This window comes from Segniliparus sp. (assembly GCF_051660745.1).
Classification (GTDB): domain Bacteria; phylum Actinomycetota; class Actinomycetes; order Mycobacteriales; family Mycobacteriaceae; genus Segniliparus.
Genome location: NZ_JBOFQF010000033.1, coordinates 46,655 through 69,811, shown reverse-complemented (window position 1 = coordinate 69,811; position 23,157 = coordinate 46,655). Strand labels below are relative to the sequence as shown.

General features: G+C 69.1%; 18 protein-coding genes and 2 tRNA genes. 1 reads left to right on the top strand and 19 read right to left on the bottom strand.

Translation table 11 applies throughout. From position 1 onward, the window contains the following. Nucleotides 1-108: 108 nt before the first annotated feature. The 12 genes from ACRC20_RS11290 to ACRC20_RS11235 all read right to left on the bottom strand — a co-directional run bounded on the left by ACRC20_RS11290 (nucleotide 109) and on the right by ACRC20_RS11235 (nucleotide 15,947). On the bottom strand, nucleotides 109-2,250 hold the full coding sequence (locus ACRC20_RS11290; RefSeq protein ID WP_438686475.1) for a RecQ family ATP-dependent DNA helicase: 2,142 nt from the start codon (nucleotides 2,248-2,250) through the stop codon (nucleotides 109-111). 106 nt (nucleotides 2,251-2,356) lie between these two features. Then, nucleotides 2,357-2,776, bottom strand: coding sequence for a hypothetical protein (locus tag ACRC20_RS11285; protein ID WP_438686474.1), 420 nt, complete (start codon nucleotides 2,774-2,776; stop codon nucleotides 2,357-2,359). 190 nt (nucleotides 2,777-2,966) lie between these two features. Beyond that, on the bottom strand, nucleotides 2,967-4,793 hold the full coding sequence (locus tag ACRC20_RS11280) for a hypothetical protein (RefSeq protein WP_438686473.1): 1,827 nt from the start codon (nucleotides 4,791-4,793) through the stop codon (nucleotides 2,967-2,969). Between the two features lie 41 nt (nucleotides 4,794-4,834). Continuing rightward, a complete protein-coding gene (locus ACRC20_RS11275) occupies nucleotides 4,835-6,052 on the bottom strand; it encodes a DUF3068 domain-containing protein (RefSeq protein ID WP_438686472.1) in 1,218 nt (405 codons plus the stop codon). Nucleotides 6,053-6,114: 62 nt separating this feature from the next. Next, nucleotides 6,115-6,564, bottom strand: coding sequence for a DUF2304 domain-containing protein (locus tag ACRC20_RS11270; protein ID WP_438686471.1), 450 nt, complete (start codon nucleotides 6,562-6,564; stop codon nucleotides 6,115-6,117). Further along, entirely contained in the window at nucleotides 6,564-7,259 is a 696-nt protein-coding gene (locus ACRC20_RS11265) for a glycosyltransferase family 2 protein (protein ID WP_438686470.1), read from the bottom strand. Before ACRC20_RS11265 ends, ACRC20_RS11270 begins: the two co-directional genes overlap by 1 nt. 56 nt (nucleotides 7,260-7,315) lie before the next feature. Continuing rightward, the gene (locus ACRC20_RS11260) at nucleotides 7,316-9,538 is read right to left on the bottom strand and encodes a S9 family peptidase (protein ID WP_438686469.1); all 2,223 of its coding nucleotides are present in this window, start codon (nucleotides 9,536-9,538) and stop codon (nucleotides 7,316-7,318) included. 28 nt (nucleotides 9,539-9,566) lie between these two features. Beyond that, nucleotides 9,567-10,217: a phosphate signaling complex protein PhoU gene (gene phoU / locus ACRC20_RS11255; protein WP_438686468.1), complete on the bottom strand. Its 651-nt coding sequence runs from the start codon at nucleotides 10,215-10,217 to the stop codon at nucleotides 9,567-9,569. 253 nt (nucleotides 10,218-10,470) lie between these two features. Continuing rightward, on the bottom strand, nucleotides 10,471-12,234 hold the full coding sequence (locus ACRC20_RS11250; protein WP_438686467.1) for an LCP family protein: 1,764 nt from the start codon (nucleotides 12,232-12,234) through the stop codon (nucleotides 10,471-10,473). A 141-nt stretch (nucleotides 12,235-12,375) separates the two neighbouring features. Next, on the bottom strand, nucleotides 12,376-13,578 hold the full coding sequence (gene dusB / locus ACRC20_RS11245) for a tRNA dihydrouridine synthase DusB (protein WP_438686466.1): 1,203 nt from the start codon (nucleotides 13,576-13,578) through the stop codon (nucleotides 12,376-12,378). Nucleotides 13,579-13,617: 39 nt separating this feature from the next. Then, nucleotides 13,618-14,583: an acyl-ACP desaturase gene (locus ACRC20_RS11240; protein ID WP_438686465.1), complete on the bottom strand. Its 966-nt coding sequence runs from the start codon at nucleotides 14,581-14,583 to the stop codon at nucleotides 13,618-13,620. Between the two features lie 227 nt (nucleotides 14,584-14,810). Then, complete coding sequence (locus ACRC20_RS11235; RefSeq protein ID WP_438686464.1) at nucleotides 14,811-15,947, bottom strand: FUSC family protein; 1,137 nt, start codon at nucleotides 15,945-15,947, stop codon at nucleotides 14,811-14,813. 209 nt (nucleotides 15,948-16,156) lie between these two features. On the opposite strand from ACRC20_RS11235, the gene ACRC20_RS11230 reads away from it, so the two are divergent. Then, nucleotides 16,157-17,470: an oxygenase MpaB family protein gene (locus ACRC20_RS11230; RefSeq protein WP_438686463.1), complete on the top strand. Its 1,314-nt coding sequence runs from the start codon at nucleotides 16,157-16,159 to the stop codon at nucleotides 17,468-17,470. 24 nt (nucleotides 17,471-17,494) lie between these two features. Here the strand turns inward: ACRC20_RS11230 and ACRC20_RS11225 are convergent, their stop codons facing one another. The 7 genes from ACRC20_RS11225 to gyrA all read right to left on the bottom strand — a co-directional run bounded on the left by ACRC20_RS11225 (nucleotide 17,495) and on the right by gyrA (nucleotide 23,127). Then, nucleotides 17,495-18,142 carry an NAD(P)-dependent oxidoreductase gene (locus tag ACRC20_RS11225; RefSeq protein WP_438686462.1) on the bottom strand — a complete coding sequence of 216 codons (648 nt, stop codon included), beginning with the start codon at nucleotides 18,140-18,142 and terminating at the stop codon, nucleotides 17,495-17,497. A 98-nt stretch (nucleotides 18,143-18,240) separates the two neighbouring features. After that, a complete protein-coding gene (locus ACRC20_RS11220) occupies nucleotides 18,241-18,666 on the bottom strand; it encodes a PPOX class F420-dependent oxidoreductase (RefSeq protein ID WP_438686461.1) in 426 nt (141 codons plus the stop codon). A 72-nt stretch (nucleotides 18,667-18,738) separates the two neighbouring features. Beyond that, on the bottom strand, nucleotides 18,739-19,539 hold the full coding sequence (locus tag ACRC20_RS11215; protein ID WP_438686460.1) for an alpha/beta fold hydrolase: 801 nt from the start codon (nucleotides 19,537-19,539) through the stop codon (nucleotides 18,739-18,741). 146 nt (nucleotides 19,540-19,685) lie between these two features. Next, nucleotides 19,686-19,758: transfer RNA gene (locus ACRC20_RS11210), tRNA-Ala, on the bottom strand. Nucleotides 19,759-19,875: 117 nt separating this feature from the next. After that, nucleotides 19,876-19,949 (bottom strand) — tRNA-Ile (locus tag ACRC20_RS11205). An 82-nt stretch (nucleotides 19,950-20,031) separates the two neighbouring features. Then, a complete protein-coding gene (locus ACRC20_RS11200) occupies nucleotides 20,032-20,622 on the bottom strand; it encodes a DUF3566 domain-containing protein (protein WP_438686459.1) in 591 nt (196 codons plus the stop codon). Nucleotides 20,623-20,646: 24 nt separating this feature from the next. Beyond that, nucleotides 20,647-23,127 (bottom strand): DNA gyrase subunit A, encoded by a 2,481-nt coding sequence (gyrA, locus tag ACRC20_RS11195; RefSeq protein WP_438686458.1) that lies wholly within the window; start codon nucleotides 23,125-23,127, stop codon nucleotides 20,647-20,649. Between the last annotated feature and the right edge of the window lie 30 nt (nucleotides 23,128-23,157).

Genomic DNA, 23,157 nt, shown 5'->3' with positions numbered 1-23,157 from the left:
GTCAGGGCCCGACCAGATATCTGGTCGGGCCCTGACTCTTCTCGGGATCAACACCGTCTCGGGATCAGCACCGTTCGCAGTCAGCCACGTTCATGACCAGGCCGCAGGTCAAACCGCTCCAACGGCGAGCACAAACGGGGCGACCTCGGCCGCGCCTGCCCGCCGCAGCAGGCTCGCGGCGACCGCGAGCGTCCAGCCGGAATCCGACCAATCGTCCACCAAGAGCACTCGACGGCCCAGCTCGCCGGTGAGCTCCAGCTCGAAGCGCTGTGCCACGGCGCGCAGCCGGAACGAGGAGTTCACCTCGTGCGAGCTCGCGGGCGAGCGCGGGACGAGGCGCCCCGCCACAGGAATCCCGAGCACTTTGCCCACGCCTGCCGCGAGATGCGCGACCAGCTGCGGACGGGCCGTCGAGCCGATGTACACCACGGAATCCGGCCCGACAGAATCCGACGCGGCCCCGGACAACCAGCTCTTGAGCACTTCGGCCACCGGGTAGCGCAACGGCACCGGCAGCTCCCCGTCCGGATGCTCCGCCGAGAACAGCTCGCGCAGCTGCGGGCCCCAGCCCACGCCGTCCAACCGCGCGACCGCGCGGCCAGGCGCAGCCTGCTCGGCGGGCGGTATGCGCCCCTTGAGCCCCGGCACGCCCGTCGCCCATTGTTTTCGCGGCTCCACCGGAGCCCCCGGACGGCGCAGGTGGTCGCGGGCGGCTTCGATCTCCGCCGCCGAGGGGGCGGGTTCGATCTCCAAGCCGCCGCAGTTGTCGCACCGCCCGCAGTCCGCAACAGTCTCGTCGTCCAACGCTTCGCGCAGAAATCGCATCCGGCACCGTTTGGTGCTCTGGTAGTCGAGCATGAGCCGCTGCTCCGACTCGCGTGTCTGGGCGACCCTGGCGTACCGTTCGCGGTCGTAGTGCCACGCCGCACCGGTGCCCGCCCAACCGCCTTGGACCTTGCGCACCGCCCCGTCCACGTCGAGCACCTTGAGCATGGTCTCAAGACGGCCCCGGCGCAGCCCGACCGCTGTCTCCAATTGTCCGATGGACAGCGGCTTCTCGGTCCCGGCGAGCGCGTCGAGCACGGTCCGCACGTCGTTCTCCGGGGGGAATCCGAGCGAGCCGAAATACCGCCACACGTCCTTGTCCTCGGAGCCGGGCAAGAGCACCACCGAAGCTTTGTCGACCCCTCGGCCCGCGCGACCGACCTGCTGGTAGTACGCGACCGGCGATTGCGGGGCCCCGAAATGGACCACGAAACCGAGGTCCGGCTTGTCGAACCCCATGCCCAGCGCGGAGGTGGCGACGACCGCTTTGACCCGGTTCGCCAACAGGTCTTGCTCGATAGTCTCGCGCTCGCCAGGATCGGTCTGGCCCGAATAGGCCGCCACCGCGTACCCGGCCTCGCGCAAATGGTCGGCGATCTGCTCCGTCGCCGCGACCGTGAGGCAGTAGACGATGCCTGATCCGGGGAACGCGCCCAGCCGCGACGCGAGCCAGGCCAGCCGCGCCGAGTGGTCCGGCAATGCGAGCACGCCGAGGTGCAACGACTCCCGGTCCAACGCGCCCCGCAGCACAAGCACGTCCGCACGGTCCTCCCCCTGGAGCTGCTCGGCCACGTCGGCGGTGACCCGAGCGTTCGCCGTCGCGGTGGTGGCGAGCACCGGAACCCCTTCGGGGAGATCCGAGAGCAGGGTCCGGATGCGCCGGTAGTCGGGCCGGAAATCATGGCCCCAATCGGAGATGCAATGCGCCTCGTCGATCACCACCAGTCCCGCGTCCGCCGCGAGCGCGGGGAGCACCTCGTCCCGGAAACCGGGGTTGTTCAGGCGTTCCGGCGAGACGAGCAGCACATCCGCCGCGCCTGCGCGCACTTGGGCGTGGATCAGCCCCCACTCGTCCACATTCGTGGAGTTCACCGTGAGCGCGGAGATCCCGGCTCTCGAGGCGGCTTCGATCTGGTTGCGCATCAGCGCGAGAAGGGGCGAGACGATGACGGTCGGCCCGGCGCCCCTCGCCCGCAGGAGCATCGTCGCGACGAAATACACCGCCGATTTGCCCCATCCGGTGCGCTGCACCACCAACGCCCGCCTGCGGTCCTCGACCAGCGCCTTGATCGCGGCCCATTGGTCCTCGCGCAGCGCGGCGTCTTCCCTGCCCACCAGCGCCCGCAGCGCCGCCTGGGCCTCTTCGCGCAACGCCGCCTCGGCGCAGCCGTCCACCGACGGGGCCGTCCTCGCAGTCTGGGTCATCGCTCCATCCTGCCAGGGGAGCCTGACAGTCCGCCGCACGCGGCAGCAACACGAGAAGGGCCCACCGAATCAGATTCGGCGGGCCCTCGCCACGAGCGCGTCGCGATCAGCGGTGGTGCTGGCCGCCAGCGGCGTCGAGGGTGTCGTTCAGGGGCTCGGTGCCCTTGTTCGGGCCTTGGCCCGTGACCGGGTGGCCGCTGTTGTCGAGCTCCACGCCGTTGCGGCTGTAGTGGGTCTTGCCGCCGGGCCGGGTGGGAGCCTGGTCGGCCGGGCTGTCGTCCGCCGAGTCCTCGTCGTCCTCGTTCAAGCTATTGCGGCTGAAGTGGGTCTTGCCGCCGGGCCGGGTGGGAGCCTCGTCGTCGGTCGCGTCCTCGTCGACCGTCACGTCGTCATCGTCGTCTTGCAGCATGATGCTCTTGCTGAAATGCGTCCCGCCGAGCTCGGCGGGGGTCTGTGCCTGTGCGTACGCGGCGAAGCCGAACATGCCGGCACATGCGAGGGGCAGGGCGATCGCAGTGATCTTCATCGTGTTATTCCTATCTGTTCAGGCCGTTCGATCGATAGACGCGTCGTCCACGACAGCCCTCCTCCTATGAGAACGAGGGAGTGCCTGGTTTAGTTCCGCTTCGCGCGAGCGCGCTCGCCGAGCGCATCGGGGTGGCTTGGTCCAGCCGCCCAGCGGGCGGCTGTCAAAGCGTACCTTGCCGTGGCCGTTTTCAGTAGTCACGAGAACGCCGTCGCCACAGCGCCCCCGCCCCGCCGAGGACGAGCAATGCCGCCCACCCGAGATGGGCGAGGACCACGACCTGCCTCCTGGCCCCGTGGACCGCGGGGCCAGGCCACGGCACAGCCGGGTTCCGGTACAGCGCGAAGCCAGGGTTCGAGAAGACCGGCTCGAAGCGGTCGAGCGCGGCCTGCGCCTGCGCTGGCAACAGGCCGATCTGGTCTCGCTCCACGAGCACCCAGCCGATCGAGTCCTCGGCGAAGCGCTCCGGAGCCGCCCCCGCCCGCAGATCCGCCGCCCCGCGCCGGGCAAGCGCCCCCTCCCCTGGCACCGTGATCTTGTCGACCACGAGGTCGCCGCTCTGCGCCACCGGCACAGGCAGCAGCCGGGGGGCCGGGTCGATACTGGTCCGACGCCCCGCCCAGGAGTACTGCCGAGTGATGCCCACCGGCACCGTGAGCAGGGCGCCGTGGGCGGAGTCCGCCGCGACCGCGTCCCGAACGGCGAACCAGGCCTGTGGGTGCCTCACCGTGCCGAGCCGCCCGCCCCCGCCCCACAACGCGTCCGGAACAAGCAGCAACACCACTGGGACAAGCGCCCAAGCCCTGACAACGCCGCGAGGCGCCGCCTGGACCCCAGCCGCCACAGCGGCAAGGCCGAGCGCATACATGGGCCAGGCCAACGCCGCCCATTTCTGCCCGTCGCGCAGCATGCCGAGCGACGGAGCCCTCGCCATCGCCGCTTTGAGCGCCTCCTGCGCCGCGCCGGTCGACGAGAGGCCGACGAGCGCCACGACGACGAGCCCGGACAAGAAGAGGCCCGCAAGCACCCGGTCCTGGCGCAGCCTGTCCCTGAGCACGTAGGCTCCGGCGGCCACGAGCGCCACCAGCGCCAGGTCGGCGAACAGCCCGAACGCGCCCCGCTGCGAGCCGGGGACCGATTGCGCGTTCCAGATCCCGCCGAGCGCCAGCCATCCCGCGCGGTCGGGCCTTGCCGCGAACGCTTCTGCTCCGGCGGCCCCGCCGTCGCCGAGCTGGTCGCGCGAAAGCCCGAACAGCCCGGCGCCCGCCCAGGGGGCGGCGGCGGCCACCGCCAAGCCCGCGAAGAGGACCAGCCTCGCCACCCGCCGGTCCCCGCCGGGCAACGCGAGCACAAGACCGGCGAGCGCCGCGACGAACAACGCCCCCGTTGGGACCAACCCGCCCGCCGCGAGCCAGAAACCGAGCTCCGCCCAGCCGGAAAAAGTCGTCTTCGCCCGCAGCCGGGCCGCGACGACGGCGACGTGCCCGAGCGCCCCGTACCCGACGAGCAGGCTCCACTGGCCCTGCAGCAACCGCTCGGCCGTCCAAAGGTTGTCGATCGCGAACGTTGCCGCGACGAGCTGGCCGAGCAACCCCGCCGTCGGCAAGAATTCGCGCACGAGGCGCGCCGCCCCCGTCCCCGCCGCGACGAGCGCGAGGAGCGTGATCGCCTTGACCACGAGCCCGCCGTCCACCAGGCCCGACAACACCGCGAGCATCGCGTCCTGCGGAGTCGCCCGAGGCGCCGCGTCGGCGAGGCCGAGGGCCTGGTCGACGAGATACGAGCGTGGAACGCTCACCGCGTCGGCCCAGAGCCAGTGCCCCCCGCCCAAGAGCGGGCCGAGCGTGAGCAGGCCGAGCGCCAGCGACCAGAGCGCGACGGCCAGCCCGGCCCGACAAGCCGGGACACAGGCAGACGGGATCCAAGGAGCCGCCGGAGGCTGGGAGCGCTCGCCCTTGCGAAGCGGGCGAGCCAGCCATCGCCGTGGCGTACGAACAGCGAGGCCCGGGCGGGGCACGCGAGGCGACGACAACGCCGGGGACCGCTGCCTGCGCCTGGCTAGCGAGTGAGGCGGTAGTAGATCACGCCGCCACCGGCGAGGAGGACGAGGCCAAGCACCGCCGAGGCGATCGGGATGGTCTGGCCGAACAGCGCGATATCGTCGCGGTAGGACTTGGCCTGCTTGGCCGTCGCCTCGACGGTCTGCGGGTCGTAGTCGAACACGCCCGAGAAAATCGTCAGGCCGAACGACTTGAGGTCCACGCTCGCCGCGTCGCGGACCGAAACCGGCTCGGCGAAGTACTCGCGCAGGTCTTGGCGCTCGCGCACGATGACGCCGCTCTCCGGGTCGATGTACAGGTCGACGCCGTTCTTGTAGAACCGGTGCATCGTCTGGTCTTGCTTGCCGCTGGTGTTCGGGACGTTCCACCAGTCGAGCGGCTTGGTCAGCGCGGTGCCCGGCGGAGCCGTCCACGTCTTCTCGTCGACGCCGGGGGGCATGCTCACCAGCGCGAGGTCCGTCTCCGGGACGTCGACGTGGAAGTGCAGCGTCTTGATGTCCGAGATCTCGGTGCTCTCCACGTACGTCACCGGGAACGACATGCCCGTGATCAGGTCGAAGTAGTCGTACTTGCCCTTGCTGCTCGTGTCGAACGGGAAGCGGTACTGCTGGCCGGACCGGTTCGGCAGCAGACGGGCCTGCTGCTCCGGCTCCACCTGCACCTCGGAGAGGCCTTTCGCGGTCGGCAGCCCGTTGTGCCTGCCGACGGTCACCCGGTCGACCGTGGCGAGCAGGAGGCCGTTCTCGCACTGCCCGTCGGACCACGGGTCCTTCGGGGGCTGCGCCCCGGCGGCCGGGCGCGGCAGCGCGGCAGGGGTCAACGTCTTCGGCTGCCCGTCGCCCTGCGCCTTGATCTCGGAGACCAGGACGCTGGTCCCGGCTTGGTAGGTGACGGCGTCGGACGAGGACGGCTCTTCGACGGTCACATAGGTCCGGATCGTCGCCTTCGCCTGCAGGACGGCGGCTTTCGGCGCGGCCTCGGCGAACGAGCAGCGGTCGATCACCTGCGCGGGGAACTCCTGGTCGATGCCGGGGGCGTCTTGCCCGGTGCTCTGCGCCGGGGAGACCAACGTGATCCGGTCGGACAAGGAGGCCTTGACCAATTCGTCCTCGGCGTAGCACGGGACGAGGACCGCGATGGCGAGGAGCGCCGCGCCCAAAGCGATGAGCGCCAGGGGAAGGAGGGTCGAAGCCTTTCCGGGCTGCGTCTGGGTCATGCGGTGGGGTTCTCTCGTTCGTCCATGTCTTTTATCAGCACCGTATTTTTTATCAGCACCGTTCACTCGCCGCCGTTCTCTTGGCCGGAGCCTGGCCGCCGGTCTGCCAACCCGCTGATCTTACCGGCTTCAGCCGAGTGCCCTGGCTCTGACCCGCGTGCCTGCGGGGCGCGGGCCCCGGACAACGCGATCACCCGCGCGAGCGAGACATAGCGGCCCTCGAGCTCTTTGAACCTCAGATACGTCGACACCGTGGTGAAGGCGAACGCCACCACGAGCGCGTAGAGCAGGAGGTTCATCCCCGCGCCGACGCCGAGCAGCCGGGCCAGGGCGGACACGTCGTCGGGCCGCAGCACGGCCCACGCGCCGAACACGAGGAAGCCGAGGAACAGCAGTTTCACCGTGGCGGAGGCCCGTGCCGTGCCGCGCGCCTTCGCGAGGTAGAAGGTGATCACCCCGCCCGCGGCGAGCAGCACGAGTTTGATCGGCAACTGCGTGACAACCTCGCCCATCATCTCCCCCTCGCAGGCCGAAGCGCGTTGTCGATCACGATGTTCACCCCGTTGAGCAGGGATTGGCCTTTCGCTTTCGAGTAGTCCGTGTAGAGGATGACGACTGGCTCCTCGACCACCCGCCACCGGTGGTCGACGGCGAGTTTGATGAACTCCGAGGCGTGGCCCATGCCGTTCTGGAGGATGTCGAGCTGCTCCGCGACGACGCGGCCGAACGCCCGAAGGCCGTTGTGCGCGTCGGTGAGCTTGAGCCTGCGGCCCTCGGGGCTGAGCGCCGCGATCACCGGGAGCAGGAGGCGTTTGGCGAGCGGGACCCGCTTCTTCGACTCGTCGGCCAAGAAGCGGCTGCCGATCACGAGGTCCACCGGCTCGGCGCGGAGGCGCTGGACCATCCGCGCCGCGTCGTCGGTGCGGTGCTGGCCGTCCGCGTCGAACGTCACGAAGTATTCCGCGCCGGGCCGGGCCCTGGCGTACTCCACTCCGGTCTGGATGGCCGCGCCCTGGCCGAGGTTCACCGGGTGGCGGACGAGGTGCGCGCCGGTCAGCAGGATCTGCTCGGCGGTGTCGTCCCGGCTCCCGTCGTCCACACAGACGATGTTCGGGAAGACCGCGAGCGCCTGGTCCACCACGTCCCGGATGACGGAGCCTTCGTTGTACACCGGGATGACGAGCCAGGAGTCGTCCTGGTTGCTCATACGTCCCACTCTAACCGCTCGGCCACGCGGTTCACGCCCGTCTTCCGGGAGACCCTTCACGAACCAACGCCTCCTCGGGTCGGAAGCGTTGGGCCGCTTTCGTGAAGAGGCCTCCGGAGCACGTCCAAAATCCACGCCTCCTCGAAGGCCGCTTCCTTCCACCGCTCGTACCGGCCCGAGCGCCCGCCGTGCCCGGCGTTCATCTCGGTCTTGAGCAGCACCGGCTCGCCCGACGTCGTGGACCGCTGCAACCGCGCGACCCATTTCGCGGGCTCGGCGAAGCGCACCCTGGTGTCGTTGAGCGAGCAGATCGCAAGGATCTTCGGGTACGCCTTGGCCTCGACGTTCTCGTACGGGGAGTAGGCCTTCATGTAGTCGTAGACCGCTTTGTCCTCGATCGGGTTGCCCCATTCCTCCCACTCGGTCACCGTCAACGGCAGGCTGGGGTCGAGGATCGTGTTGAGCGGGTCGACGAAGGGCACCACGGCGATGACGCCCGCGAACAGCTCGGGCGCCAGGTTCGCCACCGCCCCCACCAGCCAGCCGCCCGCGCTGCCGCCCTCGGCGACCAGCCCCTCTGGAACGGCCTCGCCATGGTCGACCAGCGCCTTCGCGCACGCGACGAAGTCGGTGAACGTGTTCGGCTTCGCGGTGAACCTGCCCTGCTCGTACCAGTGGCGGCCCAGCTCGCCGCCGCCGCGCACATGCGCGACGGCGAAGACGACGCCCCTGTCCAGCAGCGAGAGCCTCGCGACGGAGAACCCGGGGTCGATGCTCGACTCGTACGCGCCGTACCCGTACAGCAGGGTCGGCGCGGGCCTCTCGACGCCCTTCTTGCGCACCACGGAGATCGGCACCTTGGCGCCGTCCTGCGCTGTGGCCCACAACCGGCGGGCCTCGTAGCGGTCGGGGTCGAAGTCGCCGAGCACCGGCTGCGTCTTGAGCAGGACCCGCTCGCCGGTCGGCACGTCGAGGTCGAAGACCTGCGCGGGCGTGGTGAACGAGCTGCGCCCGAACCGCAGCCTCGGCGAGGCCCATTCCGGGTTCCCCCCCAGGCCCGCCGCGACGAGCTCCTCCTCGAACTCGACCTCTTCGAACTTCCCGACCGAGAACGAGCCGAGCGGCGGGGCGCCGTCCTCGGGGTCCAGCCGCCACACGGCGAACTTCGGCAGGCCCTCGCGCCGGTAGGACAGCGCCAGATAGCCCTCGAACGCGTCCACGCCCTCGATGCGCACCGCCGGATCGTGCTCCAGCACCGACGTCCAGTGCTCCCTGCCCCATCGGGCGGGGTCGTCTGCGGGCGCCTGCGCGAGCGCGAAATTCTCCGCCTCGTCGTTGTGCAGGATCACGAACACGTCCGCACCGTCCACGACGGCGTGCTCCACCTCGTACTCCAAGCCCTCGCGGCGGGCCGAGACGAGGCGGAACTCCCCCGTCGGGTCCGCGGAGTCGAGCGCCCAGACCTCGCTCGTCGCCTTCGAGGAGGAGGCGACGAAGAGCCAGCGCTCGCTGCGCGAGGAGCCGACGCCGACCCAGTACCGCTCGTCCGGCTCGTGGTAGACGCGCACGTCGCTCGCGGGATCCTCGCCCAAACGGTGGCGCCAGACCGAGTCGGGCCGCCACGCCTCGTCCACCCGCTGGTAGAAGAGGTGCTGCCCGTCCAGCGACCAGACCGCGCCGGGCGCTATGCCCGCGAGCTCGTCGGGCAGCAGCTCGCCGGTCTCCAGGTCTTTCACCCGCAGGTCGTAGCGCTCGTCGCCCTTCACATCCTCGGAGAACGCGAGCAGCCGCCCGTCGTGGCTCACCTCGTACGCGCCGAGGGAGTAGAACTCGTGGCCTTCCGCGCGCTCGTTCCCGTCGAGCAGCGTCTCCTCTCCCGCCAGCGCCTCCCCCGGCGCGACCTGCGGCGGCGTCCAGTCGTCCGGGCCGCCGATCGGGGCCCGGCACTGCGAGCCGTACTGCTTGCCCTCGGCGGTGCGGGTGAAATACCACCAGTCCCCGACCCGGCTCGCGACGGACATGTCCGTCTCCAGCGTCCGCGACTTGATCTCGTCGAAGATCTGCTGGCGCAGCGGCCCGAGATGCTCGGTCAGCGCCTCGGTGTGCGCGTTCTGCGCCTCGAGGTAGGCGATCGTGTCCGGGTCTTCCTCGTCGCCCAGCCAGGCGAATTCGTCGGCCACCGCGTCGCCGTGGTGCTCACGGACGGACGGGACGGTTTTCGGGGAGGGGGGCGACGAGTTCGGCTTCGACGGGGTTGGACTGTTCATCGCGACCATCATTGCAGACCGTCGGACGGTCTGGCCCGCGCTAGCCGGTTTGCGACAGGATGACGCCGGTCGCGGCGAACCGCACCCGCCTGCCGATCTGCACCGCGTGGTCGGCGAAACGCTCGTAGTACCTGCCGAGCAGCGCCACGTCCACCGCAGGCCCGACGCCGTGCTGCCATTCCGAGCCGAGGAGCAGCGAGAAGAGCTGCTGGTGCAACGCGTCCATGGCGTCGTCCTCGGCCTGGAGCTTCGCTGCCGCGACCGGGTTCTGCGTGATCAACGCCTGGCGCGCGGCGGCCGAGAGCGCGACGGCGATCTCGCCCATCTGCGCGAACTGCCGGTGGACCTCCACCGGCACCGCGTGCATCGGATGGCGGCGGCGCGCGACGTTCCCGACATGCCTGGCCAGGGCGCCCATCCTGCGCAGATCGACGACGACCTGCATCTGGCCGACCACCGCCCGCAGGTCCTCCTCGGCCGGACCCGCCGCGAGCAGGGAGAACGCGCGCTCTTCGCTGTCTTTCGACAGGGCCGAGATCTCGTCGTCCTTGCTGATCGCAGTCTCGGCGAGGACGAGGTCCGCGGAAAGCAGCGCCTGTGTGGCCTGGCGCATTGCCTCCCCGGTCAACCCGCACGTCAAACCGAGCTGACCTGTCAGGTCGCTCAGCTGCTCGTGGAAAACCGCCCGCATTACTCCACAATACGCCCCGAAAACCCGACAAACTCCTGTGCCCTGGTGAACTCGCCATGAATTCCCGGGCAGAGCCCCCGCCGAGGTGGCCGCAGCCCTCAGCCCCCGCCGATCCAGATGGATGGATCGCACGGCGGCAGGCCGCGTGGCGCACAAGCAAGAGCGAGGAACGGCGGATGTGCGCGGGAAGCGGTGGGGCGCCTCCCGCTTGGGGGGACAACGCAGGAGATCGCCGCGCGGACCCCAGGAACAACTAACAGGTGGTGTCGCCCGCGTTGGTCACGGTCAGGTTCTCCGGGAGCCGGACCGCGCCGTCGACCGCCTTGACCTCGCTGGTGTTGACGGGCGCCCCTGGCTTCGCGGGCGCGACGACGGCGGGGAGGTCGCCGTTCGCCCCGATCACCAGCTCGACGTCCGCGTTCGGGGTCGACCCCAGCTCGATGATCGTGCCCGGCATCGCCGAGGCCACGGTCGCGGCCGCGTCGCGGCTCGCGGGGGAGAACCGGGCGACGGTGGCGACGGTGTCCGAATGGGCCACCCCGCTCGACGTCATATCGATCTTGAAACCCTGTTTCGAGAGCGCCTGGGTCACTTTGTAGAGAATCGTCGAGCTCGGCGCGACGACCTGGACGGTGAACTCTTTCACGCTCACCGCTTTCGCGCCCTCGGCGGGCTGCGTCTCGGGCGGCGGAGCGGGCTCCGGCGTGCTGGACGTCGTGGTCGTGGTCTTTTTGGTCGTGGCGTCCACCGTCCACGGCGTTGCGACCGATGTGGAGGACGAGGCCGGGCCGTTCTCCCCCGGCAGCGGCTTGTCGTAGATGACGGCGTCGAAGATCGCCCGGACGCCGTCGTCGTTGGGCACCTCGTTGTTCTTGCCGTCCTCCGAAGTGCCTGTGGTCGGGATCGTGATGAAAGTGACCTTGTTGCTCTGGAGGTTCTGCATCGACTTCGCGAGCGTGACCAGGGCGTCCACGTCCACCCCGGACTGGACCGCGCGCGACGTGAACGCCTTGATCAGGTCGTGGAGCTTGGCCGGGTCGGCGACGACCTTCTGGCTGAGCATGCTGCGCAGCAGCGAGGAGATGAACTTCTGCTGGCGCTTGATCCGCCCGTAGTCCCCCGTGCCCTCGGCCTCGATCTGCCGCGCCCGGACGTACTGCAACGCGTGCTCGCCGTCGAGCGTCTGCTTGCCCGCCTTGTCGAGGACCGTGCCGAGCTCGTCGTCGTAGAGCGGCTTCGTCGAGCAGACCTCGACGCCGCCGATCGCGTCCACCATCCCCGCGAAGCCCTCGAAGTCCTCCCCGATGAAGTGGTTGATCTTCAGGCCCGAAAGCTTCTGGACCACCTGGACCAAGCATTGCGGCCCGCCGTACATGTACGCGCTGTTGATCTTCGCGTGCGTCTCGGCGGGTTGTTTCTCCTTCAGGTACTGGCCGGTGACCGAGTCCCATTTCGCGCATTCCGGGCGGTCGATCTGCAGATCGCGGGGGAAGGAGACGGCGACCACCCGCGCGCGGCTCGCCGGGATGTTCACCAGGATGATGGTGTCCGAGCGCGAGCCCTCGACGTCGCCCGCGTCCCCCGCCCCGAGGTTGCCGTTGTCCCCCTGCCGGGTGTCCGCGCCGATGAGCAGGAAGTTCTCGTCGCCTTTTTGGGCGTCTGGGTCTTTGATGTGCGGATCGTCTGGGAAGAGGGCCATGACGCCCTTCGATTGGTACATGCCCCGGAACGCGCCCCAGAAAGCTCCCGTGGCGGCGAGGCTCGACACCGCGAGGAGCACCACAGCGGCGCGGGCGACGAGGCGGGAGCCCGCCTCCCACCGCGCGCGCGCCGATTTCTTCGGCACAGGCGGTCGTGTTTTGCCGCTGAGCGGGCGCAGAACGGAAAAAGGCGTCCGCTCGGGGGCCCCGCCGAGCTCGGGGCCGAATCGTTGGGGGAGGGCGATCCTATTGGCGCGCGCAGCCCTCGTCGCGAGACGACGGCGTGTCGTCTCGTCGGAGAGGTCAGGAATTCTCAACTGCTGCGTTCTTTCCCTAGGACTGCTCTGTCCCATAGTCGGCCCGGAATACCGGGGCTGCCCCCCACGGCTGTTCTCGACCGAGATTATACCGGAGCCCGCGAAACCACGGTAGTGGACAAATGTCCCACCGGCCCCTGGCTAGCCGCCGGAATGCTCGATGTCGACAAGCTCGACAGGGCAATCCTCCGGGTCGTCCAGCCATCCTTGCGGCAGCGCCACCTTTTTCTGCGGGTTCCCTTTTCGGCCCCTCGGGCCCTCCGCCTCCTCGGGGAACGGCTCGTCGGGCGGTAGCTGGCCGAGCAGGTCTTCGATTTCGGCGAGGGAGCTGACTGTGGAGAACTTGCCGCGCAGCTGCGACCCCACCGAGAAGCCCCGCAGATACCAGGCGAAATGCTTGCGCATCTCGGCGATCCCGTGGTTGCCCGCATGCTCCACCAGCAAGTGCGCGTGCCGCAGGACGATCCGGGCCACTTCGCCGAGGTTCGGGGGCGCCGGGGCGGGGATGGCCCCGCCCGACAACGCCGCCGCGAGCTCCGCGAAAAGCCAGGGCCGCCCAAGGCAGCCCCGCCCGACGACCACGCCGTCGCAGCCGGTCTCCGCCATCATCCGCGCCGCGTCCTCAGCCGCGAAGATATCCCCGTTGCCGAGCACGGGGATGTCGGTGACATGCTCCTTCAGCCGCGCGATCGCCGACCAGTCCGCCGTGCCCGAGTAGAGCTGGGCGGCCGTCCTCGCGTGCAACGCCACCGCCACGGCGCCGCTGTCCCTGGCGATCCGCCCGGCGTCCAGATAGGTGTGGTGCTCGTCGTCGATGCCGATCCGGAACTTCACCGTCACCGGCACCGCGCCCGCCGCGCCCTGCACAGCCGCCTCGACGATGCGCGCGAACAGCCGCCGCTTGTACGGCAGGGCCGAGCCGCCGCCATTGCGGGTGACCTTCGGGACCGGGCAGCCGAAGTTCAAGTCCACATGGTCGGCGAGGTCTTCGGCGACGATCATCCGGACGGCCTCGCCGACCGCCTCGGGGTCGACGGTGTACAGCTGCATCGAGCGGGGCCGCTCCTCGGGGCCGAACTCGATCATCCGCATCGCCTTGGGGTTGCGGCTCGTCAACGAGCGCGCCATGACCATCTCGTTGACGTAGAGGCCTCGCGCCTGCCCGGTCAGCTCGGCCTCGAGCTCCCGGCACACGGTCCGGAACGCGAGGTTGGTCACCCCGGCCATCGGCGCGAGCACCACTGGCGAGGAGAGCGAGAACGGCCCGATGCGCAGCGCCGCGCCGGGGGCTTCGCCCGCTTGCGCGGGACGGGCGCCCGAGGGCGGGTTCAGAACAGCGGTCATCGTTCCAGGATACGGAACTTCCCGACGTGGGAAGTCCGCTCAGGTGAGGACGGGCTCGGGGGCGCGGCCGCGCGCGGCAAGACGCTCCGCGCGCTTCGCGCGGCTCTCGTCGATCTGCTGGAGCTTGTCGGTCATCATCCGCATGTACTCCGCGAGGCGGTCGCGCTCCCACTCGCCGTAGCCGCTGAAGTCGTCGCGCTCGAAGATCCGCCACTGCCGCAGCACCGGCAGCACCACGTCCTCCAAGTGCAGCTTGAGGTCGTAGATCCCGCTCTTGGCGATGATGACGGCGTTGCGGCGGAAGTTCTTCATGCCCGCGCCCGGCATCTGGAACATGGTGAGGATGTCCGTGATGGCCTTCATCGTCTGGTTCGGGGCGACCTGCAGCGCCTGCTCGACCAGGTTGCGGTAGAAGATCATGTGCAGGTTCTCGTCGGCGGAGATGCGCTGGAGCAGCTTGTCCGCGATCGGCTCTTTGCAGGCCTTGCCGGTGTTGCGGTGCGAGACGCGGGTAGCGAGCTCCTGGAAGGTCACGTACGAGACAGTGTGCAACAGGTCCTGCGCGGCCATCGGCGGGTTGAACCCGGCGACGGTGCTCGCGACGCGGGCCTGCTCCAGCTCGATCGGGTCGACGGCGCGGGTGGTGAGCAGGTAGTCGCGGATCGCGATGGAGTGCCGGTTCTCCTCGGCGGTCCACCGGCCGACCCACGTGCCCCAGGCGCTGTCCTGCGAGAACGCGTCCGCGATGTCGCGGTGGTACGCGGGGAGGTTGTCCTCGGTGACGAGGTTGGTCAGCATCGCGACGCGCGCGGGCTCGTCCAGCTTGGACTGGCCGACCTCCCAGTCCTCGCCGCTGAGCAGCTTGAAGTTCTTGCCCTCGCTCCACGGGATGTAGTCGTGCGGGTTCCAGTCCTTGGTCATGGCCAAGTGCCGGTGCACGTTCTCCTCTGCCGTCTCGTACAGCTCGTGCAAGAGCTCCTTGTCAGACAGTTCCCGTTGCTTCATGCTCTTCAGTCTCCGCTTTCTTGCGTTGCTTGCGCTCGTTCTCGTTCCCAATGGCGATGCTACGCAGCTCATCGGCCTGTATCAAGATTCCTCGGCGCCGGGGGCGCCCAGCAGTGCGATGAACGGCCATCGTAGCGCATCTGTCCACGACCTACAGGTAAGGGTAGGCTTACTTAATTTCTCTGTCAAGGGCTCATGCCTGCTATTTTCCACCCCGAAAATAACGATTAGGCCTCGCGCAACGCCCGCAGCGCGGTCTCCGAGTCGAACCCCGCCGCCTGGAAGAGGTCGAAAATGGTCGACTCCAACTGCGCGAACACCACCTCCGCGCTCAAGGCCACGCCGGAGAGCATGGTCGGGTCCAGCCTGGCGGCGCAGGCTTCGAGCGCGGCGAGCGCCTCGTCCTTGAGCGCCTGGTCGGGCCACTTGACCAGCCACAGGAGCCGCACCTTCGCCATCGCGTCCGCCGTCGCCCCGATGGCGCCGACCAGCCCCGCCCCCATCTTCCCGCCGCTGTTCACCAGGATCCACGCCCGCCTGGCGAGCACGCGCAGGTCGCGAATGATCCGGTCGACGTGGTCGGCCGAGACGCCGACCTCGTGCACCCGGTCCCGGTACGTCCAGAACAACGGCGAGATCCGGACGATCTCGTCCCCGGCCCGCACGTACGTCTGCAACGCGTCGATCTGCGGCTGGCTCGCCCGAGCGGTGGCCAGGACCTCCTCGAGGCGCGCCGCGTCCCTCGCGGCGAGCCCCTCCGCCACGCCGCGCAGCACCTCCTCGCCCGTGGCCAAGGCGGCGGCCGCCGCCTGATGCGCCCGGAAGAAGGGGTGCGCGGGCAAGAGGGCGGAGATGAGGATCCCGATCACCCCGCCGATGAAGGCGTCCACCAGCCGCGAGGGGCCTGCGATGCTCGCCCCGGCGGCCGAAGCCGGGAACAGGACCACCAGCAACGAGGACGAAGCCGCCTGCATCGGGAAGATCAGCCCCTTGTCGATGAACGTGGCCGCGACCATCGCTGCGGCGACGAAGAACGAGATCTGCCACCAGCCGTGCCCGATGAGCCGCACCAACAGGTCGCCGATGGCGATGCCGAGCATCACCCCGCACACCAGCTCCACCGCGCGCCGCCACCGGCTGCCGAGCGAGACTCCGAGCGAGATCACCGCCGCGATCGGGGCGAAGAACGGGCTCACGTGCCCGACCAGGTTCTTCGCGACGAACCACGCGAGCCCCGCGCCGACGGAGCACTGCAAGATCGGCAGCGCGGTGGACTGCAACCGCCCCAGCCCCGCCACGAACCCCGCGCGCAGGGCGGCGGCACGCCGAACCGCCCAGTTCGGGCCCCGTGCTTCTTCTGCCACAGAAATACTGTATCGGCGCCAGGCCCGAACCGGGCGGTTCGCGACGCGAGCGATGAGCCACATCATTGCCATCGTGTCATGAGAGAAGATGAGAAATCGTCCTTTATAGCTGTTCAGAGCTAGTCTGGCATTTTGCGGCTCTGTCATATACGATACAAACTCATAGCTTTGTTTCTTATGATGTAGACAACACCGATGGAAGGGCTGTTATGACCGACATCTCCGTGAACCCCGACGCGCAGCACGCCTGCCCCGGCCTCGCCGACTCGGACCTGGTCGTCGCCGACGTGAAGGTCGGGAACAACAAGTACCACGCGGGGACCCGGATCCCGGACCGCCCGAACGACGACAGCCTGCGCCCGAAAGACCGCGCCCAGCACACGGTGCCGCCGCACTCCCTGCTGTGGAAGTACATGGGCGACCCGTTCGTCCTCGGCGCGGTGGGGCAGCGCCTGCCCATCATGGAGAACATGTGGCCCCAACTCGGGCAGGGCGTCTCCGACCACTCCGTGCTCGTGGCCAAAGGCGACTTCCGGTCGTTGCGCGAGCGCGCCGCCAACAGCCTGAAGGCGATCAGCGGCGTCGTCTACGCCACCCCCGAGGAGGCCACGACCTACGGGATCCAGGTCCGCAACTTCCACAAGTCCATCAAGGGGGAGATGCCCAACGGCCGCCGTTACCACGCCATCGACGCCGAGACCTTCTACTGGGCGCACGTCACCTTCTTCGAGGCGATCTACCGGGCAGGCGAGCTCGGGGTGATCGACCTCTCCTGGGAGGAGAAGGAGCAGATCTTCGAGGAGAGCAAGTTCTGGTTCTCCCTCTACGGGGTGGACGACCGGGCCCAGCCCAAGACATATGCGGACTTCGAGGCCTACTTCGCCGACGTGAAGGCGAACCAGCTGATCGACATGGGCATCGCCCAGTACACGGCGGGCTCGGCGAAGACCGCCGACTATATGATCCGCGCGGCCCCGCCCAAGGTGCGCAAGTACGTGCGGCTTGCCGCGCCCGCCATCGCGGCCGGGCTGCGGTTGAGCAGCATGGGCCACCTGGAGCCGGAACTGCTGGAGCGGCTGCGGCTGACCGAGTACTGGACGGCCAAGGACCAGCGCCGCTACCGCCGCTTCCTGAAACTCTTGCGAGTCATGCGGACGCTCAGCCAACGGCTGCATCTGCCGCTCCGGTTCCGCTATATGCCGTTCGCCGCGCAGGCCTTCGAGCGCGAGGGCGTCAACCCCGACGACATCACGCTCGAATCGGCCCGCCGCGCCCTGGCCGAGGCCAGGGCCGCCCGGCCCGCCAAGCCCGCCCCCGCGAACAGCGCCGCGCCGCCCGAAGCCATCCCCTCGCAGATCGCCCCGGCGGGCGCGACCTGCGCGAAATGCGAACGCCAGCTGGAGGACTGCGTGGAATGCCAAGCGACCGGCCTGGTCGAGGGCGAGCCCTGCGACGTCTGCGACGGCGCCCAAAAGGGCTGCCCGGTGCACCACGCGCAGTGGCGCACCCCAGCAGTGGCCTGACGCCGCGCCAGGCGCGTGCCCGAGCTAGTACCCGACCGTGAACCGCGCCTTGTGGTGCGCGGGCCGCTCGATCTCGTCCACGAAGGCGATCGCGTAGTCCGCCCCGGAGATCCTGGACTCGCCCGTCTCGTCGACCAACAGCACGTCGTCGCCGAGGCGGAAGGCTCCCGTGCGCTCCCCCGGGGTCCACGACCCGAAGTTCGCGGCCGGGCTCAGGTAGAACCAATCGGCGCCCGTCTGCGCCGCCTGGAGGAAGTCGAGGGCTCGCCCGTGCTCCTCCGCTATCGGCCGCACCTCCTCCGGGAAGTCCCCGTCCAGCAGCGTCGGGCCGCCCGGGGCCACCCGGAGGCTGCCCGCGCCGCCGACCACGCCGAGCCGGGCCCCGCCCTGCTCCGCGGCCTTCAGCAGCACCGCCAACGACTCGGCGAGCTCGGGCCCAGAGCCCGGCGCGGCAGTCGGCAACGCGCTCACGACCACATCGGCCCCGGCGACGGTCTCGGCGACGAACCGCTCGTCCAAGGCGCTGCCCTGCGCCGCCGCGAGCCGGTCCCGGAGTTGGATCTTGTCGACGAGGCGCGCGACGCCCGTGACCTCATGCCCCCGGCCCAAGAGCTCGTCCACAATATGGCCGCCCGCGTAGCCGGTCGCGCCGAACACAACAACTTTTGCCATGGCCTGCTCCTTCTGAAATCCAAATCTCGGCGAGATGTTCGCGTGCATGAGGGAACCTTCGTGCCCGAACAATTATTCCGGAATTCGGATCGCCCCGATCAATGGCTCCCGCCCCAGGGGCCAACACCGACGACCTTCTCCACCTCGATATGAGTGACGAAGCCCGCCTCGGGGCCTGCGTCGGTGAACACCGCGCCCGAGTCGCCAGTGGCGGCCCTGACCGCCTCGTTCACCACATCGGCCGCGCCGCCCTCGGTGATGCGAGCCTTGCCGTGAAGGACGACGTACTCCCGCCAGCCGTCCCGGCTCGTGCCCGGCTCGATCGATAGGGAGACCCGGCCGTCCCTGCGGATATTCCGCACCTTCTGGTGCTCCGCAAGATGGGCGATCAGGATCTCGTTCCCCCGCAGGATCGGATTGACCAGCGAGACTTGCGGGCTGCCGTCCGCATTGAGAGTCACGAGATGGGAGTACGGGGACTTGGCGAGCACCGCTCGGACCGATTCGGGTATATCAAAAGGCATAACTGCTGCAACAGGCGGCGGCGCCCGCATATTCCGTTTTCAGCGGGATGATTCCATCTCCGCGACGACGCTTCACAGACGGACGCCCGCCAGCTCCACCTGGTCGAGAAGCGTTCGCGCCACGAGCGCCGGGTCGTCGGCCATGGGGACGTGGCCGAGCCCCGGGGCCATCGTGACGACGGCATGGGGAAAGACGCTCCGCACCTGCTTCGCCTGGTACCACGGCAGCATGAAATCGCGCCTGCACCACAGCACGCGCACCGGGACGTCCTCGCGCACCGGCTGGGTGAAGGCCATCTCGCCTGCGACCCGGTCCAAGAGCTCGTTGCGCGCGATGCTGCGCACATCCGCCGCAGCCTGAGCGGGCGGCACCCGCCAGGGCTTGGCGTAGAACGCGAAGTTCGCGATCGACCGGATCACGACATTGCCCATGAGCCGGTCCGCGAACGGCTCCAACCGGCGGGCCGCGAACCGCAGCACGCGGAAGGCCGCCAGCGTGCGCCGGATATCCCACTCGCCGACGAAGAAACCGGCGGGGGCGATCCCGACCGCCGAACGCACGGCGCCCCTGGCCGCCATCTCCAAAGCCAGACCGCCGCCCAGCGAGTTGCCCGCGATGTGGACCGCGCCGTCTTCGGGGGCGACCTCACGCACGAAACGCTCGACCTCGTCGGCGAGCCACATGAACACGTTGTCGCCCGTGTCGTCCGGGAGCTGCGGCGAGAGCCCGTGTCCCGGCAGATCCACTGTGACGACCCGGCACGAGCGCGCGAGCTCGTCCACCACGGCGTCCCACGCGTGCTGCTGGTGCACGATCCCATGGACCAGCACAAGCGTTGGGCCGCTGCCTCGAATCGTCCGCGCCAACTCCATAACAGCCATATTAGCCGGAGATCGACAAGGAGTGTGGCCCACATCGCATACGAGGTTGCAGGGCTGGTCGGACTCGAACCGGTGGGGGCCCTGTGCCGTGCGAGAGCGCTGTGCCGTGTGAGAGCGCTGGGCGGACAGGGTTTTTGTGGAGCCAATCGGACTCGAACCGACAACCTTCGCCTTGCAAAAGCGCTGCGCTACCAATTGCGCCATGGCCCCTTGAGCGTGCCCAGCTTAGCAGTCGAACCGACAAACTCCGCCTTGCACAGAGCTTGTCGGCACTCCCAACAGTGCCGTCGCCCCTTGAGACAGCTGATTTTATCAGCAGAAAATGCGTGGGCCTACCTGGACTTGAACCAGGGACCTCTTCGTTATCAGCGAAGCGCTCTAACCACCTGAGCTATAGGCCCGAATGCCGCCTTGGCGACCGTGACACTTTACCGTATCCGCCCGTGTTTCCACAATTCACTTCTGACCAGCGGAAGCGCAGCCCTACTCGGGGTCGGCGAGGGTGATCTCGACGCCGCCGATGAGGTCGACGCAGAGGTTGAAGATGAACGCCGCAACCGTCGCCAACGCGGTGACCAGCACGACGTTGACGACGCCGATCAGCGCGGAGAAGCCGAAGACCATGCCCGCGCTGACGATGTCGGCGCTTTGGTCCGCGCCGCTGGAGAAGTCGCCGAGGCCGGAGTTGATCTTCCCCATCACGCCGATCGCCTCAAGCAGCGCGTAGAGGACCGCGACGCCGATCATCCATGCGACGAACAGCACGACCATGACGGCGCCGGTGACCTTCAGAACCGTCCACGGGTCCACCCAGCGCACCTGCACCTGGGCCCGCAAAGGACCGCTCGGCTGCGTCCGGACCGCGGCAGCCTTCGGCTTCTCGGCGACCGCAGGGGACACGACGGGCTTCGGGGCGCCAGCCGCGGAGCTGGGCCGCCTCGCGTCGGCGAGCCGGGCGGTCACCGCCGACACCGAATCCGCTGCCAGGGAAATCCGTTCCGTCGGTTTGCGCGCCGGAGCGGTGATCTTCGGGAGCGCCGTGGTCGCGGGCTCCGGCGGGTTCGGGTTGCTCATGGAATGTTGACCCTATCAAACAATCTATTCTCCGGCAGCCGCGGAGTCTTCGTCGTTGCGGGCGACCGCGATGAGCCGGTCCCCTTCTGCGAGGTTCATGAGCCGCACGCCCTTGGTCTGGCGGCCGGCCCGGCGCACTTGGCGCGCGTCCGTGCGGATCACGCCGCCGCCCTGGGTGATGGCGTACAGCTCGGTGTCGTCGTCCACGATCACCGCGCCGACCAGCCCGCCGCGCCTGCGGTCGTACTGGACGGTGAGCACGCCCTTGCCGCCTCGGCCCTGGACCGGGTACTCGCCGAGGTCCGTGCGCTTGGCGTACCCGCCCGACGTGGCGACGAGGAGGTACGCCCCGTCGCGGACCACGTTCATCGCGAGCAGCTTGTCGTCCTCGTTGAACCGCATGCCGAGCACGCCGGAGGTCGCGCGGCCCATCGGGCGCAGCTGCTCGTCGTTCGCGTGGAACCGGATCGACTGCCCGTGCTCGGAGACGAGCAGCAGGTCGTCGTCCGCCGAGCAGAGCGCGGCGCCGACGAGCTCGTCGTCGTCCTTGAGGTTGACCGCGACGATGCCGCCGGAGCGGTTGGAGTCGAACTCCGTCAGGCGCGACTTCTTGGTCAAGCCCCGCTTGGTCGCCAGCACGAGGTACGGCGCGTCCTCGTAGGTGCGCAGGTGGATGACCTGGGCGATCTTCTCCTCGGTCTGCAGCGCCAAGAGGTTCGCCACATGCTGGCCGCGAGCCGCGCGGTTCATGTCGGGCAGCTCGTACGCCTTGATCCGGTAGACCCGGCCCCTGGTGGTGAAGAACAGGATCCAGTCGTGCGTGGAGCAGACGAAGAAGTGCGAGACGATGTCGTCCTGCTTGAGCACCGCGCCCTGCACGCCCTTGCCGCCGCGCTTCTGGCTGCGGTACAGCTCGGTCTTGGTGCGCTTGGCGTAGCCGGTCTCGGTGATCGTGACGACCACGTCCTCCTGCGCGATGAGGTCCTCGTCGCGCACGTCGCCCTCGGCGGCGATGATCCGGGTCCGCCGGTCGTCGCCGTGCCGGTCCACGATCTCTTTGAGCTCGTCGTGGACGATGGCGCGCTGGCGCTCGGGCCTCGCGAGGATGTCGCGGTAGTCGGCGATGGCCTCTTCGATCTCGGCGAGCTCGTCGACGATCTTCTGCCGCTCCAGCGCCGCGAGGCGGCGCAGCTGCATGGCGAGGATCGCGTCGGCCTGGATCTCGTCGACGTCGAGGAGCCCCATCAGGCCGCTGCGGGCGACGTCGACGGTCTGCGAGGCCCGGATCAGGGCGATGACCTCGTCGAGCGCGTCGAGCGCCTTGACCAGGCCGCGCAGGATGTGGGCGCGCTCCTCCGCCTTGCGCAGGCGGTACTCGGTGCGCCGGACGATGACTTCGATCTGGTGCGCGATGTAGAGCCGGATGAGCTGGTCCAGGCGCAGCGTGCGCGGCACCCCGTCGACGATGGCGAGCATGTTCGCGCCGAAGTTCGTCTGCAGCTGGGAGTGCTTGTAGAGGTTGTTGAGCACCACGCGGGCGACGGCGTCGCGCTTGAGCGTGACCACGATCCGCATGCCGATGCGGTCGGAGGACTCGTCGTCGATCTGCGAGATGCCCGCGATCTTGCCGTCGCGGACCTGCTCGGCGATCGACAGGATCATGTTGTCCGGGTTGACCTGGTACGGCAGCTCGGTGATGACCAGGATGGTGCGCCCGCCCGAGTCCTCCTCGATCTCCACGACGCCGCGCATGCGGATCGAGCCGCGCCCGGTGGTGTACATGTCGGAGATGCCGTCCGTGCCGACGATGAGGCCCGCGGTCGGGAAGTCCGGGCCCTTGACGATCTCCTTGAGCGCGTCGAGCGTGGTCGCCTCGTCCGCGTCGTGGTGCTCCAACGCCCAGAAGACCGCGTCCGCGACCTCGCGCAGGTTGTGCGGCGGGATGTTGGTGGCCATGCCGACCGCGATGCCGCCGGAGCCGTTGAGCAGCAGGTTCGGGATGCGCGAGGGCAGGACCGAGGGCTCCTCGGTCTTGCCGTCGTAGTTCGGGACGAAGTCGACGGTCTCCTCGTCGATGTCGCGGACCATCTCCATGGCGAGGGGCGCGAGGCGCGCCTCGGTGTACCGCATGGCGGCGGCGCCGTCGTTGCCGCGTGAGCCGAAGTTGCCCTGCCCGTCGATGAGCGGGTAGCGCAGCGACCAGGGCTGGGCCATGCGGACCAACGCGTCGTAGATCGCGGTGTCGCCGTGCGGGTGGTAGTTGCCCATGGCCTCGGCGACCGGGCGTGCGGACTTCACATAGCCTCGGTCGGGGCGGAAGCCCTGGTCCTGCATGGCGTGCAGGATGCGCCGGTGCACGGGCTTGAGGCCGTCGCGCACGTCCGGCAGGGCGCGGCTCACGATGACGCTCATCGCGTAGTCGATGAAGCTGCGTTGCATCTCCTGCTGCAGGTCGACCGGCTCGATGCGGTCGCGCGCAGGCGGGGTGTCGGTTGGTTCGGTCATCGGGTAAAGCTCCTAGGGGAAGTCGGCGAG

What these genes read in the sequence shown, in the direction of transcription:
- ACRC20_RS11285 (WP_438686474.1), bottom strand. Translation starts at nt 2,776, where the DNA reads ATGAAGATCACTGCGATCGCCCTGCCCCTCGCATGTGCCGGCATGTTC.
- ACRC20_RS11240 (WP_438686465.1), bottom strand. Translation starts at nt 14,583, where the DNA reads ATGAAGCAACGGGAACTGTCTGACAAGGAGCTCTTGCACGAGCTGTAC.
- ACRC20_RS11220 (WP_438686461.1), bottom strand. Translation starts at nt 18,666, where the DNA reads ATGCCTTTTGATATACCCGAATCGGTCCGAGCGGTGCTCGCCAAGTCC.
- ACRC20_RS11270 (WP_438686471.1), bottom strand. Translation starts at nt 6,564, where the DNA reads ATGGGCGAGGTTGTCACGCAGTTGCCGATCAAACTCGTGCTGCTCGCC.
- ACRC20_RS11265 (WP_438686470.1), bottom strand. Translation starts at nt 7,259, where the DNA reads ATGAGCAACCAGGACGACTCCTGGCTCGTCATCCCGGTGTACAACGAA.
- dusB (WP_438686466.1), bottom strand. Translation starts at nt 13,578, where the DNA reads ATGACCGCTGTTCTGAACCCGCCCTCGGGCGCCCGTCCCGCGCAAGCG.
- ACRC20_RS11225 (WP_438686462.1), bottom strand. Translation starts at nt 18,142, where the DNA reads ATGGCAAAAGTTGTTGTGTTCGGCGCGACCGGCTACGCGGGCGGCCAT.
- phoU (WP_438686468.1), bottom strand. Translation starts at nt 10,217, where the DNA reads ATGCGGGCGGTTTTCCACGAGCAGCTGAGCGACCTGACAGGTCAGCTC.
- ACRC20_RS11215 (WP_438686460.1), bottom strand. Translation starts at nt 19,539, where the DNA reads ATGGAGTTGGCGCGGACGATTCGAGGCAGCGGCCCAACGCTTGTGCTG.
- gyrA (WP_438686458.1), bottom strand. Translation starts at nt 23,127, where the DNA reads ATGACCGAACCAACCGACACCCCGCCTGCGCGCGACCGCATCGAGCCG.
- ACRC20_RS11275 (WP_438686472.1), bottom strand. Translation starts at nt 6,052, where the DNA reads ATGACCCAGACGCAGCCCGGAAAGGCTTCGACCCTCCTTCCCCTGGCG.
- ACRC20_RS11290 (WP_438686475.1), bottom strand. Translation starts at nt 2,250, where the DNA reads ATGACCCAGACTGCGAGGACGGCCCCGTCGGTGGACGGCTGCGCCGAG.
- ACRC20_RS11230 (WP_438686463.1), top strand. Translation starts at nt 16,157, where the DNA reads ATGACCGACATCTCCGTGAACCCCGACGCGCAGCACGCCTGCCCCGGC.
- ACRC20_RS11200 (WP_438686459.1), bottom strand. Translation starts at nt 20,622, where the DNA reads ATGAGCAACCCGAACCCGCCGGAGCCCGCGACCACGGCGCTCCCGAAG.
- ACRC20_RS11260 (WP_438686469.1), bottom strand. Translation starts at nt 9,538, where the DNA reads ATGATGGTCGCGATGAACAGTCCAACCCCGTCGAAGCCGAACTCGTCG.